14 protein-coding genes and 1 tRNA gene are annotated in these 17,035 nt (G+C 56.9%); 5 read left to right on the forward strand and 10 right to left on the reverse strand.

The features are described 5' to 3' along the window. Positions 1-241: 241 nt before the first annotated feature. The 5 genes from Q1A00_RS08935 (at position 242) to Q1A00_RS08955 (ending at position 6,868) form a co-directional block, all read left to right on the forward strand. On the forward strand, positions 242-2,671 hold the full coding sequence (locus Q1A00_RS08935; protein WP_299756321.1) for a branched-chain amino acid ABC transporter substrate-binding protein: 2,430 nt from the start codon (positions 242-244) through the stop codon (positions 2,669-2,671). 78 nt (positions 2,672-2,749) lie between these two features. Next, positions 2,750-3,916, forward strand: a complete 1,167-nt coding sequence (locus tag Q1A00_RS08940) for a branched-chain amino acid ABC transporter permease (RefSeq protein WP_298402650.1) — start codon at positions 2,750-2,752, stop codon at positions 3,914-3,916. A 3-nt stretch (positions 3,917-3,919) separates the two neighbouring features. Beyond that, positions 3,920-5,269 (forward strand): branched-chain amino acid ABC transporter permease, encoded by a 1,350-nt coding sequence (locus Q1A00_RS08945; RefSeq protein WP_298490326.1) that lies wholly within the window; start codon positions 3,920-3,922, stop codon positions 5,267-5,269. Positions 5,270-5,272: 3 nt separating this feature from the next. After that, positions 5,273-6,052, forward strand: coding sequence for an ABC transporter ATP-binding protein (locus Q1A00_RS08950; protein ID WP_298402648.1), 780 nt, complete (start codon positions 5,273-5,275; stop codon positions 6,050-6,052). Between the two features lie 99 nt (positions 6,053-6,151). Next, entirely contained in the window at positions 6,152-6,868 is a 717-nt protein-coding gene (locus Q1A00_RS08955; RefSeq protein WP_066787132.1) for an ABC transporter ATP-binding protein, read from the forward strand. A 236-nt stretch (positions 6,869-7,104) separates the two neighbouring features. On the opposite strand, the gene Q1A00_RS08960 is transcribed toward Q1A00_RS08955, so the two are convergent. From Q1A00_RS08960 to Q1A00_RS09005, 10 genes are all read right to left on the reverse strand, one after another. After that, positions 7,105-7,398, reverse strand: a complete 294-nt coding sequence (locus Q1A00_RS08960; protein WP_298402644.1) for a GxxExxY protein — start codon at positions 7,396-7,398, stop codon at positions 7,105-7,107. A 250-nt stretch (positions 7,399-7,648) separates the two neighbouring features. Then, positions 7,649-7,724, reverse strand: a tRNA-Gly gene (locus Q1A00_RS08965). Positions 7,725-7,768: 44 nt separating this feature from the next. Beyond that, positions 7,769-8,452, reverse strand: coding sequence for a response regulator transcription factor (locus tag Q1A00_RS08970; RefSeq protein WP_298402642.1), 684 nt, complete (start codon positions 8,450-8,452; stop codon positions 7,769-7,771). A gap of 32 nt (positions 8,453-8,484) precedes the next feature. Next, positions 8,485-9,324, reverse strand: coding sequence for a redoxin domain-containing protein (locus tag Q1A00_RS08975; RefSeq protein WP_298402640.1), 840 nt, complete (start codon positions 9,322-9,324; stop codon positions 8,485-8,487). 33 nt (positions 9,325-9,357) lie between these two features. After that, on the reverse strand, positions 9,358-10,458 hold the full coding sequence (locus Q1A00_RS08980; RefSeq protein WP_298402639.1) for a DnaJ domain-containing protein: 1,101 nt from the start codon (positions 10,456-10,458) through the stop codon (positions 9,358-9,360). Positions 10,459-10,605: 147 nt separating this feature from the next. After that, a complete protein-coding gene (gene ccsA / locus Q1A00_RS08985; RefSeq protein WP_298402637.1) occupies positions 10,606-12,999 on the reverse strand; it encodes a cytochrome c biogenesis protein CcsA in 2,394 nt (797 codons plus the stop codon). Positions 13,000-13,062: 63 nt separating this feature from the next. After that, positions 13,063-13,482 carry a cytochrome c maturation protein CcmE gene (locus Q1A00_RS08990; RefSeq protein WP_298402636.1) on the reverse strand — a complete coding sequence of 140 codons (420 nt, stop codon included), beginning with the start codon at positions 13,480-13,482 and terminating at the stop codon, positions 13,063-13,065. Between the two features lie 65 nt (positions 13,483-13,547). After that, a complete protein-coding gene (locus Q1A00_RS08995) occupies positions 13,548-13,751 on the reverse strand; it encodes a CcmD family protein (protein WP_298402635.1) in 204 nt (67 codons plus the stop codon). Positions 13,752-13,753: 2 nt separating this feature from the next. Continuing rightward, the gene (ccsA, locus tag Q1A00_RS09000) at positions 13,754-14,713 is read right to left on the reverse strand and encodes a cytochrome c biogenesis protein (RefSeq protein WP_298402634.1); all 960 of its coding nucleotides are present in this window, start codon (positions 14,711-14,713) and stop codon (positions 13,754-13,756) included. A 266-nt stretch (positions 14,714-14,979) separates the two neighbouring features. Next, on the reverse strand, positions 14,980-16,911 hold the full coding sequence (locus tag Q1A00_RS09005; protein WP_299756332.1) for a hypothetical protein: 1,932 nt from the start codon (positions 16,909-16,911) through the stop codon (positions 14,980-14,982). Between the last annotated feature and the right edge of the window lie 124 nt (positions 16,912-17,035).

Below are 17,035 nucleotides of genomic sequence, written 5' to 3' on the forward strand. Positions count from 1 at the left end.
ATGCGTTGATCCAACCGGGAAATTCCTCTGCGTTATCCTCCCCTTATTGTAGCTTTAGCCGGCAAGCTTGACAAACTGGCACGGATCGCGTATATTCGCCTACTGTCATCCATTGTGGTTAACTGTTCGCAACGCAATGATGCGTCCCGCTGACTCGCTCCCGATTCAGCACCATTGCGTTACGTTCAGCCAACCGCTGGAGACGGCAGATTACCGGTTTGAAGTTAAGGAGAAATCGGTTATGAAGCGTTCGATCAGTTTCCTGTTGCTGGTCGGTATGCTGGCCTCGATGCTCGCCGCTTGTGGTGGCGGCCAGCAGGCTCAGCCGACCCCGACGCCGCAGCCGGCGACGCAGGCGACCGCGGCCCCCGCGCCGACGGAAGCTATGCAGCCGACGACGGCAGCCCCCACGCAGGTGATCAAGATTGCGACCCAAAGCCCGTTGTCGGGCGGCCAAGCGGCGCTCGGTACCGGCATGAAGAATGCAGCCGAGTTGGCAGTGCAACAATTGTCGGGTCCGCTTGCCGAGTTAGGGTTTAAGGTTGAGTTGGCTCCGTTCGACGATCAGGCGAAGCCGGAAGTCGGTTCGGCTAACGCCAAGAACATTGTGTCGGATCAAGACATCCTCTGCGTAGTCGGGCACTTGAATTCGGGTGTAGCGCTAGCCGCCTTGCCTGACTACAAGAATGCCCGCTTGGCAATGGTCTCGCCGGCCAACACCAACCCGAACATTACCGAGGGCGGCTATGAAGTGGCCTTCCGCGTGGTCGGTCGCGACGATGTGCAGGGTGCCGTGGCCGAGAAGTTCGCCCGTGAAGAACTGAAGGTTAAGTCAGTTTACATTATTCACGACACCACCGCTTACGGACAGGGTGTGGCCGAGTTCTTCCGGCAGAATGCTATCGCCAACGGTTTGCAGGTGCTCGGATTTGAGGGTACTGAAGAGAAGAGTGACTTCTCGGCCATTTTGACCCCGATCTTGGCCGCCAACCCAGATCTGATCTTCTTCGGTGGTATTTACGATCAGGCTGGCCCGCTCTTCCGGCAGGCTCGTGATCGCGGCATCACCGCCCAGTTCATGGGCCCCGACGGCCTTGACTCGGATGAGTTGGTGAAGCTGGCTGGCGATGCGGTTGATAAGATGTATTACACCTCGGTAGCCGCGCCGGTGAGCCAGTTCCCCAATGCTGCAAAGTTCGCCCAAGATTATCAGACAGCGTATGGTGAAGGCGCGCCGCCCTTCTCGGCGCAAGCGTATGATGCAACCGGCATCTGTCTGACTGCCATCGCTGATGCGGCAAAGGCGGCTGGCGGCAAGCCGACCCGCGCGCAGGTGCTGGCGGCGGTCAAGGCGCTGAAGGGTTACAAGGGTATAACTGGTACCTATACCTTCAATGAGAAGGGTGACCCCAATCCGGCGACCTACTTCGTGTTGCAGGTGAATGCGGCGAATTGGAACGACAACAAGCTAGTGACCCGGCTTGAGATTGCGCCTCCCGGCGAGGCTGCCACCGGCAGCGCAGCCGAGTTCGATCTGGCGGCGCTAGCGGCCCAGTTGGGTGCGGTGGCCAGCCGGCTCGGCACGGTCAAAATTGCGACCCAAGGCCCACTGTCGGGCGGCCAAGCGGCGCTCGGCACCGGTATGAAGAACGCCGTTGAGTTGGCAATTGAGCAGCTCAATGCGCAATTGTCGCCGCTGGGCGTTAAGTTCGAGGTGGTGCCGTTCGATGATCAGGCGAAGCCGGAAGTCGGTTCGGCCAACGCCAAGAATATCGTCTCGGATCAGGACATTCTCTGTGTGGTTGGGCACCTGAATTCGGGTGTGGCGCTGGCCTCGTTGCCTGACTACAAGAATGCCCGCCTGCCGATGGTCTCGCCGGCCAATACAAACCCGAATATCACCGAGGGCGGCTATGAAGTGGCCTTCCGCGTGGTCGGTCGCGACGACGTGCAAGGCTCGGTAGCCGAGAAGTTCGCCCGCGAAGAGCTAAAGGTCAAGTCGGTCTACATCATCCACGACACCACCGCCTACGGGCAGGGCGTGGCCGAGTTCTTCCGCAAGGCGGCTGAAGCCAACGGGATTCAGGTGTTGGGCTTCGAAGGCACCGAAGAGAAGAGTGACTTCTCGGCCATTCTAACCCCAATCTTGGCGGCCAACCCCGACCTGATCTTCTTCGGCGGCATCTACGATCAGGCCGGCCCGCTCTTCCGGCAGGCCCGTGATCGCGGCATCACCGCCCAGTTCATGGGCCCCGATGGTCTCGATTCGGATGAGCTGGTGAAGCTGGCCGGTGATGCGGTGGATAAGATGTATTACACCTCGGTGGCCGCGCCGGTGAGCCAGTTCCCCAAGGCGGCGAAGTATGCGACTGACTATCAGGCCGCGTATGGCGAAGGCGCGCCGCCCTTCTCGGCGCAGGCCTTCGATGCCGCGAATATCTGTGCGGCTGGCATTCTGTCGGCGGCCATTACCGCTGGCGGCAAGCCGACCCGCGCGCAGGTACTCGAGGCGATCCGCAACCTGCCGCCCTTCCCCGGTATTACTGGTACGTTCAAGTTCAACGCGAAGGGTGATCCAACCACGGCGACCTACTTTGTGTTGCGTGTCAACGCGGCTGACTGGAATCAGAACGAGTTGATCAGCCGCCTCGATATTGCGCCGCCGCAATAAGGCGTTCGGTTGTCCGTACTGCACATACGCGAGAGGTTGGCTCTTGCGTATGTGCTCACTACTCTGTTCGGAGCATGCATGGCTGTCGATGCAACGGTTGCCCCCACGACTGCTCGCCGCTCGCTCGGTGAAGTGCTTGGGGTTGTGTTTGGTCCGGTCGGTCAGTTGTTGGCATTCATTGTCGGGAGCGCCGTCAGTCTAGCACTGATCGTGGTTGTGCTCGCCTTTATCCTCTCTCCCACTCAGCCTGATATTATGCAGCGGGTGGTTATCATCCTGCCGCAGGTCATTATTGACGGGCTGGTGCGCGGGTTCCTCTTCGCTACCATCGCGCTTGGCTACACGATGGTCTATGGCGTGCTTGAGTTTATCAATTTCGCCCACGGTGAAATCTTCATGATTGGTGGCGTGGTTGGTGCAACCGTGAGCTTCTTGCTCGTGAGCACCGGCACACTGGAGAGTATTCCGCCACTGGTCTTCGTGTTGCTGGTCATATTAGTGGCGATGGCGTTTTGCGGCATGCTGGCGGTCACGGTGGAACGGGTGGCTTATCGCCCGTTGCGTGGTGCGCCGCGTTTGGTGCCGCTGATTTCGGCAATTGGGATGTCGCTGATTTTGCAAGACCTTGCTCGCTTGGTGATGACCAGTACGCCGCTGGGTTTTAATGCCCGCTACCAGACCCCGAATTTTGGTCAGCCAATCCAACTGTTTACTATGCAGCTCGGTGATCGGAGCGTACCGGTGATCCTGAGCCCACGCGATTTGATCTTTATTGTGGCTGCGACCATTATGCTGGTCGTGTTGAATTATGTTGTCAATGCCACTAAGTTGGGCAAGGCGATCCGCGCCACCGCGCAAGATATGCCAACGGCGAGCTTGATGGGGATTGACGTTAACCGGATCGTTGCGCTGACCTTCTTGATCGGCGGCGCATTGGGCGGTGCGGCTGGCGCGCTGTTTGGGTTGCGCATCGGGACGGTGAATCCGTATATGGGCTTGATCCCCGGTCTCAAGGCGTTTACCGCCGCCGTGTTGGGCGGGATCGGCAACATCACCGGTGCCATGGTTGGCGGGGTGGTGCTTGGCTTCCTTGAGGCGTTTGTGGCAGCCTATTTGTCGATTTTCACCGCCGGTAATTTCTCTGGCGCAGCCTATGCCGATGTGGCCGCGTTTAGCATTCTGATCTTGCTGTTGATCTTCCGGCCTTCCGGTCTGCTCGGTGAGGCGACCACGCAGAAGGTGTAGCTTATGACTACGAGCACTTCGTCGCAAAGCCTTTGGCAACGGGTGACGGCGCCTCTGAGCAGCGGGCCGGCAGCGTATGGGTTTTTGGCCTTATACGTGCTCGCTTGCTCGATACTGCTGGTGACTAATCCGCGCACCGAGTTGAGCACCGATGTTGTCTTCGTGCTCTTTCTGCTGTCGATGCTGGTGGCGTATCGATCACGGGTGGCGGCTTGGTTTAAGGTGATCTTGGGGGTGTTTGCGCTCGGCGTTGTATTGCCCTACTTTGGCACTCTGAACCCATTCTACATTGATGTGGCGACGCAGGCGGGCATCTTTACCACGCTGGCCTTGGGGTTGAATGTGGTGGTGGGTTTTGCCGGTCTGCTCGACCTTGGCTATGTGGCCTTCTTCGCAGTCGGTGCTTATGCGTGGGGCATCTTTAGTACCCCGCAGATTAGTCAGATCAATCCGGCGTGGGGCCCGGTTGATCCTGTTATGTTCTATCCCTTCCTCATTATCGGTCTCATTCTGGGTCTTATCACCGGTGTCTTGCTTGGTTTGCCAGTGCTACGGCTGCGCGGCGACTATTTGGCGATTGTGACACTGGGCTTCGGCGAGGTGATCCGGGTAGTGGCGAATAACCTCGATCGCCCGATTAATATCACGAACGGATCGCAGGGTATCCGCGCAATCGAACGCCCGCCGCTGATCATTGTTGATCAGATTCGTAATCTGGGGGTTGTGGCCGATGACAACCGGTTGTACCAGCTCTTCTTCTACTATTTGGTACTGATTATTGTGCTGCTGACGGTGATCGTCGTGGCTCGCCTCAAACATTCCCGGATTGGCCGTGCATGGGAGGCGATCCGGGAAGATGAAGTGGCGGCGGTTGCGCAGGGAATTCCGCGGGTGCGGATGAAATTAATGGCCTTTGCGATCGGGGCGTCGTTTGCCGGGGTGATGGGGGTAGTGTTTGCCTCTAAGCAGCTCTTTATCAATCCGCCTACCTTCGACTTGTTGCGCTCGATCAATATTCTGGTCATGGTGATTCTCGGCGGGATGGGTTCAATCCCCGGTGCCATGTTGGGCGCGATAATCGTGACGATGCTCGATTTGCAAATCTTGCCGCGCATTGCCGCAGTGCTGCGTGAGGCGCAAGCTGCCGGTGCACCGATCCCCCGCCAGTTTGATCCGACCCAGTATCAGCGTCTGCTGTTTGGTTTGCTGCTGGTGGTCATGATGATCTTCCGCCCGGAAGGGTTGTGGCCTGATGAGCGCCGGCGCGAAGAACAGCATGAGATTGAGATTGCCGAGGAAGAACTGGAAGTGGATAAGGACGCCAAACCAACCAGCCCCAATTCAGGGAGATGACGCATGGCGCTTCTCGAAGCTAAGAATATCACCAAGATCTTCGGTGGCCTTGTGGCCGTTAATGATGTGACGTTTACGGTCGAGCCGGGCAGTATTGTGAGTGTGATTGGCCCTAATGGTGCCGGCAAGACCACCTTCTTTAATGTGCTGACCGGTATCTATAAACCTGATAAGGGGCGTGTCGTCTTTGCTGGGCAGGATATTACCGGTTGGCGGTCAGATCAGATTGCTGCCCTTGGCATGCGGCGTACCTTCCAGAATATTCGCCTTTTCGGCAATATGACGGTACTGGAAAATGTGTTGATCGGGATGCATGTCCATTTGCATGCGTCGATCTGGAGCATTATCTTCCGTGGCCGCACAATGTTGCGCGAAGAGGCGAAGGCCCGTAATAAGGCGCTCGAATTGCTGAGCTTTGTCGGTATTGCCGATAAGCGTGATGAATTAGCCAAGAACTTGCCATACGGCGACCAGCGCCGGCTGGAGATTGCCCGCGCGATGGCCGGCGATCCGAAGATTATCTTGCTCGATGAGCCGACCGCCGGCATGAATCCGCACGAAACCGCCGAAGCGACTCAATTGATCCGGCGCTTGCGTGATGAGCGCGACATTACCGTGATCTTGATCGAGCACGATATGCGACTGGTTATGTCGATTTCCGAACGGATTTCAGTGCTCGATTATGGCAGCAAGATCGCCGAAGGCGATGTGCAGGCGATCCGTACCAATCCGCGCGTGATCGAAGCGTATCTTGGCAGGGGTGCTGCCGGCCACGCGGCATGAGGGTGAAGGTCTGAAATCGATCCGGATCGATCCTATCATTGCGGTTGTCAGGCCGCAGTCACACGGGACAATAGCTGCGACGGAAGATTGAGGATATGCATGGCCCTGCTTGAATTGCAGAACGTTCATACCTATTACGGTAAAATTCATGCCCTCAAGGGCATCTCGATGACGGTCGAAAAAGGTGAGATCGTCACCCTGATCGGCTCGAACGGCGCCGGTAAGAGCACGACGTTGCGCACGATCTCTGGCTTGCTCAAACCACGTCAAGGGCAGGTGTTGTTTAATGGGAAGCGTATTGATACCTTGCCGCCCCACGAAATTGTGAAATTGGGGATTGCGCAATCGCCGGAAGGGCGCCGGATTTTCCCCCGCCTAACGGTGCTGGAAAATCTTGAAATGGGGGCGTTTCTGTACAATACGCGTAGCCCAGAGTATCAGGCCGATCTTGATCGGGTGCTGACGCTGTTTCCCCGTTTGCGCGAACGGGTGAGTCAAAAAGGCGGTACGTTGTCGGGTGGTGAGCAGCAAATGCTAGCCATCGGTCGCGCTTTGATGACGCGTCCGCAAGTGTTGCTGCTTGACGAACCATCGATGGGGTTAGCGCCGGTGCTGGTTGAGCAGATTTTTGAGATTATCCAGACGATCAATCAGCAGGGTACCACCGTGCTGTTGGTGGAGCAGAATGCGTTGCAGGCGCTATCCATCGCTCATCGCGGGTATGTGTTGCAGAGCGGCGAGATTGTGCTTGAAGATACTGCCGCCAATCTGCGCGACAATGAAATGGTGCAGAAAGCATATTTGGGTTTGGAATAAGTACAACCGATAACGAATAGGGGAACGAATAAGTGAATGGGAACCATGCACGGTTAGCCGTGCATGGTTATATTTTGCTGTGAGGAGATGAGTGGCAAAAAGGTTGTGATTTTGGTCGACGATGACGATGGTGCAATATTTTTTGGGGGGAAAGGGCGTTTCCATTCGAGTCTGGGCCGGCCAAAGTTAAACAGGAGACACACATTACAGTCTAAGGCGGCAAAGTATTTGAGGCACTACGCGATCTCATCATTTGTCAGGGGGGAGAAGTGTGCGTTGTATGACACGGGGATCACGTGTTCAACGCGGTGATCAGGCCGGTAAACGGTGACAAGACCCCCGGGCCGATCCAAGGCTGGCAGGCGGGGTTCGTACTCGGATGCGAACCCGCGCTTGCGCAATTGTTGGTGCATAGCCCGGTGATAAACAGCTTTGCGGTAGCCGGGGCCAAGCTCGTTATGCACTGCCATTGCCATGCCGATAATGGCATAAGTTAAACCACCCAGTTGATCGTTGACGCATAATGACATACCGTTGTGCTCCTCTGCCGCTGTGCTGCGTGAGCTTGATGGCTGCCGTTGCGCTGGCATCTGTTGAATCGGCTCTACTTATAGATACCGCGCGAAAAGGGTGATGGTAACGAGGAAGTTGGAGGCAGTTTGTAAGGAATCCACTTATTTAGCGGGGGTAGGTTGGGTGAGGTGGAATAGTGCGGAGCTGTCCGGTGGTCGGTTTTATCTGGCAAAGTAACATCCCCTGACGATAAGTCAGGGGATGTAGTGGAGCGGGAGACGGGACTCGAACCCGCGACATTGTGCTTGGGAAGCACACACTCTACCAACTGAGTTACTCCCGCTTGTTAGCGAAAGATAGTATAGCATGCTCGCCGCCGGCTGTCAATTAGGGAACGAGGCGATACCCTACCCCCCATTCGGTCAACAAGAGTTGCGGCTGGCGCGGATCAAGCTCGATTTTGCGCCGCAAATGCCAAATATAGACTTTGAGATAATCGTTGTCGCGCGCCTGTTGGTTGCCCCACACAGCGCGTAAGAGTTGTTCGTGCGTCACGACGGTGCCGACCTGTTCGGCTAGCACTTGCAACAACTGATACTCCGTCGGGGTCAGATCGATCAACTCGCCGCGCACCCGCACCTCGCGCCTGCGCTGATCAATGCTCAGCACGCCGTTGCCGGCAGTGAGCAAACGATTGACCGGTGGTACGCGTCGGAGCAGCGACCGCACGCGGGCCAGCAATTCATCGTAGTTGAATGGCTTGGTCAGATAATCATCGGCTCCTTGATCGAGGCCAGTAATGATGTCTTGGGGCATCGTCTTGGCGGTCAACATCAGGATCGGCGTAGCGGCAAACTCGCGCACCCGCTGGCAGACGGTCAAGCCATCAAGATCGGGCAGCATAATATCAAGGATCACGAGGTCGGGCCGTTGTTGGCGGACTATCTTGATCGCTTCGTGACCGTTAGTCGTTTGCAGAACCCGGTAGCCTTCTTGCTCAAGCCGGACACGCACCAATTCTTGCAAGCCATTGTCATCATCGACAACTAAAATCGTTTGCTGCTGCTCCATGGCGTTTACCCCGGTGTCAGTGATACCCATTGTTATTGACCGCCGCCGGCTGACCGGAGTTCAGAAAAGCGGGCGGCAATATCGGTAAAGGTGAGTTCACCGATATGTACGTAACGGATCTGGCCATCAGCCGTGATGAAGAAGCTGGTCGGCAATGGGAATACCCGATAGGCTTCAGTGATCTTGCCATCAACATCAAGCGCGATCGGATAGGTAACGCCATATTGGGCTAAAAATGCAGCTACTCCTTCGACGGTTTGACCTTGCACGCGCTCATCATCGGTCAAATTCACACCGATGACCATCAACCCCTGTTCCGCAAACTGCTCGTAGGCCTGTTGCAAAGCTGGCAGTTCGCGTTTGCATGGTTCGCACCACGTGCCCCAGAAATTGACTAAGACCACCTTACCGCGATACTGGGCCAGTTCGATGGTGCCGCCACGCAATTCGGGGGCCGTAAAGTTGGGTGCCGGGCGGTTGACCTCACCCATTGCCTGACCGCGGATGGTGTCGCGGTTGGTGAACATCCAGACGGCAGCTACCAGACCAACGGCCAGAAAGGCAAAGATGAAGGCATTGATGGCTTCGCGTTGGCTAAGGCTACGCCGCACCAGCGGTTTCGCTGGCCTGATCAACCCTTGGCTGATATCGTACTGTCGCCGGCGTTCTGGGTCGCTCAGCACCTGATAGGCGCGTTCGAGTTCAGCCAACCGGTTGCGCGCAATCGCTTGCAATTCGTCGTCAAGCTCGGCAAGGCGATCGGGCGAGTACCGCTGCCGTTGCTGTTCGTAAGCAGCCGCAATCGCTGCTTGATCGGCGTCTGGATTGATCCCCAGCAGACGATAGTAATGAAGCCCGTTCATCTCTGCCATTGTAACATATCCTTAGTGGGATGTTTTGTTGTCTTATTGACTGTGTTCATTAATTAATATTTGGGCTTGCAATTGTAAACCCGGATTCACCCCCGGAATTGAAAGCACCAGTCGCCATTGTTGCAGAGCGCGCTCGGTTTGGGGCGGGTCAACGGCGATCAAGCAGATGCCGTGCGAGAGCAAGACGCGGGCATCTTGCGGTGCAGCGCGCAACGCTTGCTCGGCCTCGGCTAACCCCTCTTGGGCACGATCCGGATTACCGGTATCAAGGCCGTAATAGCACAAACTGGCGGCAATATCGGCGCGCACGACATCATTGCCCGGTTGCAATTCCAGTGCCTTGCGGTAGGCATCTACCGCCTCAAGCCAGCGCGGCAACCGCTCTTGATAGATGCGTTGCGTTTCGGCATCGCCAGTCGCGAGCTGTTCCCGCACATAGACGACACTGTCAAACAGCGCATTGCCAAGGTTGATCCACGCATTGGGATTATCAGGCACTTGTGCTACCACTTGTTGCGCTGCAATGACCTGCCCATCGAATTGGGTCAAGACTTCGCGCAATGTAGGAGTAGGTGGCACAATTGTAGCTGTAGGCGTGTTAGGTGCGGTGGCGACCGGCGCTACCACCATCGTACTGATCAGCGTGCCGAGCACAATGCTAAAGGTCGCGGCGGCCACGATCAACGATGGCATGAGCCAGACCGGTTGTGCTTGCGTCGCTGTTCGCCCACGGCGCGGTGCATCGCGACGCGGCTGCGAGCTGAGATATGGTTGCGGATTAAACCCCGGCGGGCGCTCTTGCCGGCGGGCCGGCGGCAGCGGGCGAAAATCGATTAGTTCGTCATCATCGATTGGCGGCGGTGGCACCGCAGCTTTGGCCCTCGTCGCTGGCGGGGCCGGACGGAGCGTTTCGTGCAATTGCCGGTCATACTCGGCCCGTCGCTGCGGATCGCTCAAGATGCTATAGGCGTGTTCGATCTCGTCGCGCCGTCGCCGTGCAAGTTCAACTAACTCATCAGCCGCGCCCTCGAGCCGTTCGGGCGCGTACCGTTCGCGTAAGCGTTCGTATGCTGCCCGGATCGCTTCAGCATCAGCTTTGGGGTGAACTTGCAGCAGCTCGTAGTAATCGGTCATCGCTCTCACAACAACGGTCGCGATCGGTAGCCAATCAGGCTGCCCCCAACCGCGACCGTTCCATAATCATCTATCGCTATCAACCGTCCAGAAAGGTGTCATGACCACAAGGCCGGCTATCATCATACGTGTCCTGATGGTACTTGGTTAACGTCCAATCCCGCGCCAGCCCAATTGCGCAGCCAATTCGGGCAATGCCTTGGGTAGGCGCACGCGCACCCCAGCCAAGGCCAGACTGCCCTCAAGGTAGCGCCGTACCAGCGCGATGGCGCCGCCGATGACCATCAGAATGACGCCTACCCACACCAAGACCACGAGTGGTTTCACGCTCACGGCAATCACCGCTTTTGCTGGCACGACTGGCAAGTTATCGAGACCGGGGCCGCTACCTTCCAGCAACACCATGCGGTTAGTGGGGTCAAGTTCGCGCAAATAGAGGGTATGGCCACCGGGGAGCGTCACCGGGATAAATTGCAGCTCGCTCTCGTTGGTGGTAGGGTTGACAACCACCTCGACTCGTGGCTCAACCTCGATCGTTTGTCCCTCGTAAAGCACCTCCACTTTTGCGCCAACCTTGGCTTCGCCGCGCATCATCGCATCGCGGTCGATATTAAAGCCACGGAAGATCAGCGTATAAGGCCCCATCTGCACGCTCTGGTCGACGCCGAGTACTGGGCGGACCGGGTTACGCTCAGGATCGTAGCCGGCTGGCGAGATATAGAGATCGTGCCAGAAATAGCTGTGGATCGAGGGCGTCTGCATAGTAGCGCCCATCCGCTGATTGTAATAGAGGTAGGGCTGGGCCGAGAAGGTGCGCGAACCGTCGCTAACGGTCAGATCGAGCACGCCGCGTTGCTGTTCGTCGAGCTGATAGCCGTTGAAGATAAACTCGTAGCCGAACAGGCGGGCCGATTCGCCGGGGGCAAGGGTCAGGCGCGCATCGGGGGTGGCATAAGCCGAAGAAGCGACCATACCGATTGCCATCACGGTAAAGCCAAGGTGAGCGAGATAGCCGCCGATGCGCAGCCAGCCGCTGCGAAGCGTGCGCACTAGCATCAGCAGATTGGTGCCGAAAGCGAACGCGCCGCCGGCGACGTAAGCTAAGGCAAGCACATCGCGCACATCAACGATGATGGCTACAATTGCGGCAACTACCGCCAATACCGCCGGCCAGCGCAAGGCGCGCAGTAAATGGCTCAGGTTCGCATCGCGCCAGCCTAGCAACGGGCCAATGATCAAGAGCACGATTGCCACCACCCCAAGCGGTGGCACGGTACGTTGGTAGAAAGTGGGCGCCAGCGAGAAGCGACCGTCTGCAAACGGCTGGGCTTGCGGATTCATAAGGGTGCCGTCATCGAGTTCGAAGTAGCGCCCCATCCACTCTTGCAAGGTGTGGCCGACGCCGGGAATAGCCGAGATGACCGGCATCGAAGTGCCGATCCCAACCACCAGCGCGGTTATCACAATCGTGATGATGGCCAGCACAAAGAAGCTATCGCGTGAGAAGAACTTCTCGCTCAGCGGGCGGGAGGGAATATCGTTCCAGCGCATAAGGAGTGAGATGACCGCAAGCGCAAGCAAGACGATCTGAAAGCCAACCAATCCTTCAAAAATCCCTTCAGCCACAAATGAGTGGACTGAAAAGTTGGCGTATACGCCGCTGCGGGTCATGAAGGTCGCGTAGAAAACTGTAATATAGGTAGCAACCCCCAAGACCAGATTGGTCTTGCGCAGGCCGCCGTGGGTACGCTGCACCAGCATCCCATGGATAAGCGCTGTCAGAATCAGCCACGGCACCAGCGAGGAGTTCTCGACCGGATCCCAGCCCCAGTAGCCTCCCCAACCGAGCGTTTCGTAGGCCCAATAGCCGCCGAGCAGCAGGGCCAAGCCCAAAAACGCCCATCCTGAGAGCGTCCATGGTAGAGCGCGCTGAACCCACGTATCGTAGTCACGCCGCCACAGAGCCGCTAGCGCAAACGCGAAGGGAATCATGGCCAACGCATAGCCGACAAACAGGATCGGCGGATGAATAATCATCCAGAAATTGTGCAGCAGCGGGTTGAGGCCGCGTCCATCGCTGGGATTGAGGGCTACCCCGGTCGAAGGATCGACGAGGGGCTGGAACGGGTTGAGCACCAGCACAAAACCGATAATCGCCGCTTGAATAACCATCACCACCAGCAGCACATACGGCTCAAAGTGCTTCGTGCGGCGCACCAACAACACGCTTACGATCGCCCCCCATAGCAGCCAGATCATAAAACTGCCCGGCTGTCCGGCCCAACTGGCGGCAATGGTGAAGAAGAACTCTAGATCACGCGAACTATAGTTGTACACGTAATCGAGATCGAAGCGGCGCGCGATAAACACCGTTATCAGCAACGTCCATGACATCAGGACGCCGGCCAGTGCGGCGTACACGCCAAACCGGGCATAGCTAAGTGCAGATCGCTGCCCGCGCAGCACGAGGCCATAGCCAATCGCAGCCAGCAAGGTCATGCCAAGGCTAGCTATGAGCAAGAACGTACCGAAGAAATACATAGCAACTCTTTCCAGCGGTCGGGGACAACGACCGAGTAACCAGTGGCGATGGCCGGCCAGCGCTTACGGTTTCGGTTGATTCATCTCTTGATATTTCGACGGGCACTTGACGAGGAGATCATCGGCCATAAATGCCTGCTCAGCCGGATCATAGCGGCCAATTGCCACAATGCTAATCGCCTGCTCGAAATTAGCCGGGCGCGGATCGTCAGAGATGACCTTGATCAGCTTACCATGTTCATCTTGGAGCAGAAAGGTAAACCGGCCTTGGGCATCCATCTCGCCGGTGCTACCGAGGAAGCCAGCCAGTTGCACGCTGCGCGTGCTGCGCATCGCCTCATCAACGCTGGTGGTATAGGCGCGGAACCCGTCTTGGAAGCCGAAAAAACCGTACACAACGGCCAACAGAATGATACCAAGCCCGACAATGTGTAGCGGCTTGATATTCAGGCCACGGCGAACTGGAGTGGTTGCGACAGCCATACGATCACCTTTCCCACATTTCTATGCAAGGTCTAGACCAGTGCGGCGCGCGCTGATCCTACGGTTTACCGGCGCTCGACCGGTTCGCCGGAATCATGCACTCGGCTAACGATTGCAGCAGGCGCCGCGGTTTCGTTGCGTTCGCGCTCACGCTCTAATTCACGGCGCAACGCGCGCGCAGCGGCGTCGATCCGCCACAAGTAAATAAAGATTGCAATCCAGACCGACAATACTGCGGCAGTTGCAACTAAAATTGCTGCATTATCCATAGTTATGCCCTCCCGCGTTGCGCTACTGCCCACTGCACATTCAACACCAGTGAACGAACTTGCAACATCCAGAAGAAGAGTGCGGTAAAGCCAAGGTTGGCGGCAAGGAAAGTGTACAGCGTCCGCCGATTTTCCAAGAGTTGGGTGCCCGGCGCTTCCATATTGAGCCGCACTGCGCCAGTAGCAGCATCGTATTCCTCAAGGCCCAATTGGAACCGCGAACCGGGGAATTCAGGCCGCGCCGCCATCCCGCCATCTACGAGGTCGAAGCTCGGATACAGGATGGCTTCTTGCTGCAAGCCCGGCGTGCTGACCTTCACTTCGGCGACAATCAGATTACCTTGCCGTTCGAGGCCGAGCAATTGCACCTTTTGGTCGCCAATCAGCCCGACTTTACCCACCTCAAGCACCACGCCATCGCAGTTGCTGCCTTGGATGAACGCACAATTAGGATGCAGCGTGCTATCAGCGATGCGTGGCGCGACGAAGAAAAGGAACGGCATGGTAACAAAGGCGAAGAGTGAGTAGACGGCGCTCAGTTGCCGCCGCCGGTCAACATCATCGATCGCAGCGCGCAGCGCAAACAGAGCGGCGTAGATCAACAAGAGCACGAAGATCGAGGTCTGGCGCGGATCCCAATTCCAGAAGATGCCCCATGCCACTTGCGAGAAGATCATGCCGGTAACGGTAGCAAGAATCGTAAAGAGCAGACCGGCTTCGGCAGCCGCCACCGCAAGATGATCATCTTGCGCGCGTCGCCGCCAGAGGTACAATCCGCTAAAGATTGCCGAGATCGTAAAGGCAATGACACTGACCCACGCTGTCGGTACATGCACGATCACAATTCGCCCGGCTTCGCCCAGCCCTTCATACTGCGGCACAATCAGAAAGGTAGCAATGATCACGCCGGCCATCCATATGCCGATGCCGATCTTTGCCGCTTGCGCAAGCCGTTGCATCATGACAACCTACCTTCTAGCCCATAGGGTTGCAAACGATCCATCTTTGACGCATCATACAACGTTGTTGCTTTAAAAGCAAGGAATGTTCACGCTAGATTATTTGCGGTTCGCCGGCAGTCGATAATGCGTCGCTTCATCAGGCCTCAGTAGATCACAATATAGAGTAAGCCTTAACTATTGTATCATGATTGGTGCGCACCGTGACGGCGCCTGATTCGAATGCGACAAGATCGCAACGCTATGCTGCTCATATCGGTTAGGTGTAGTTACACAATATGACGCTTCTCCATGATGAAATGGTACCAGCGCACCGCTACGCTCATCACCAAGTAAAGGAGTGACAAGCCGGTCACCGCACGGCCCATGATCCCCTGTTTCCACAGCCAATCCAGCGCCAGCGCCATGCAGATTGCGGCGAGCGGTAGCATAAAGAAGACATGCTTGAGAATCATGTCGGCGATTGTCCAGTTGACCAGCGAATAGAGGATCAAGATTGCCCACCAACTGATCAGCAGGCTATGTGCCCGCCGCGCTGTGAACCAAGCCAGCACGGCACCGCCTAAAATCAGCCCGATTCCAACCCATGTGAGATGGTTGAGCATAAACGCACCATCAATCGCTGGGGTAGGCAGGGGTAGCGCCTCAGCCCGGCTTGCCCGTCGCGCCAAAGCTGATGCGATGACCGGCACCGTCTCGGCTACGACTACCGGCACATACCAGATATGGTAGATCAGGAACGCTGCCGCTTCCGCAATGACCAGCCCGATCAGGGTTAGCCTGCCGCGCTGCGTTGTGTGGCTCTCACGCCGGATCAGCTCGATGAGGGCGTAGATGCCCATCATGGTAAACGCCATAATGCCAACGACGGTATAGGTCAGGATCGCAAGTGCCGCTGCCGCCGCTACCCCCCACAGCGCGCGCCGATCGGTGGGATGATCGTAATAAGCCAGTACCACCGCGATCAGGACTAATGCACCCCATAATCCTAGTTGGGTTGGCCAATTGCCCCACGAAATTAAGAAGTAGGGCATCAAGAGCAGATGGTAACAACCCGCCGCGACTACGGCGATGACCGGTCTCCCAAACAGGCGAAGGGCGATATAAGCGATCAGCAGGCTACGCGATACATCAAGGGCCGTATTGAGCACGTTCGAGGCTAATCCGAGATCAATCCCTACCAGACCAAAGGGGGCAGTGATGAGGTACCACAATGGCGAATAGGGAAAATGACCACCCTCGAAGCCGACCGTATCGCCGAGCAGGGTTACCCGGCTCGGCACGACCAATTCAATAAACCGGCCATCGAGCACCATCTGGGTACGCGGCACGTGCCAACGTTCGTCGTAGACAATGGTTTGCGGGTAGATCACGCCACCGATCTTGATTAACGCTGCCAGCAGCACGATCCGCCAGATCCACGTTTCGTAGGGTGGCGGCAAGGTTTCGCCGCCGCGGGCAAAGGCGAAGCGGGTAAAGGCGCGTAGTGGCCCTAAAGCAAGGTGTAACCCGGCCAGCAATCCCCAGAGCACAGGGGTAAAGATAGCCCACCAGATGCGGTAAACGGCCAGCAAGCCGCCGAGTGTGATGAGCACAGTTGAGACGAGCGCCGCTGCTGGCAATGGGGCGACTGCTACTCGACGCGCCAGCCAGTAACCTAGCACCCCGATCAGGGTGAAATGAACTGCTTGCCAAAAGGGCCAACCGTATTCCAACTGATACGCCTCGATCCAGTCGATAGCCACTCCTAGTTGACGCGGATCGGTTGCGGTTGAAAAGGTTGAACTCGTAAGCTGAAGCCTAAGATTGTCGTCACCCGGTGGCACGAGCAGATAATAACGTGCCGTATCGCTCCGTAAAATCACTTGCACCGGTTGTAATGTCTCGGTTGCAATCACCAATTCAGCCGGTGGTGCGCCATCTGGTCGATAACCGCTGGCCTGTAAGACAACCGTTGTCCAGTTTGACCCAATACCGGGAAACGAGACGCTGGCCTTTGTTTTGGTGAAGGAGTACGAAAATTGCCGGTTACGTTCTAACCCATAAAAGCCATCTATATAGGGTTGGGCGTAGGTTGTGCCAATATCGAGCCGCCCCGCTGGCGGAAGCAAGCTGGCGAGACCAGCGCAGACGATGCCGAGTATTGCTAGGCCGAGCGCGACGAACCGATCAGGACGCAGTTTGGCTGGTTGGGTACCCATACATTCTCCCTGCACGATAACATAAATCCAATAGACTCACCCTATTTTCAACGGCTTGCTGTGCTATACTACCAAAGCAGGTCAATCTTGTGATCTGCCCATCTGCCTTGCGGCGGACACGCAC

The organism is uncultured Chloroflexus sp. (assembly GCF_938091255.1).
In the GTDB taxonomy this organism is placed as follows: Bacteria; Chloroflexota; Chloroflexia; order Chloroflexales; family Chloroflexaceae; genus Chloroflexus.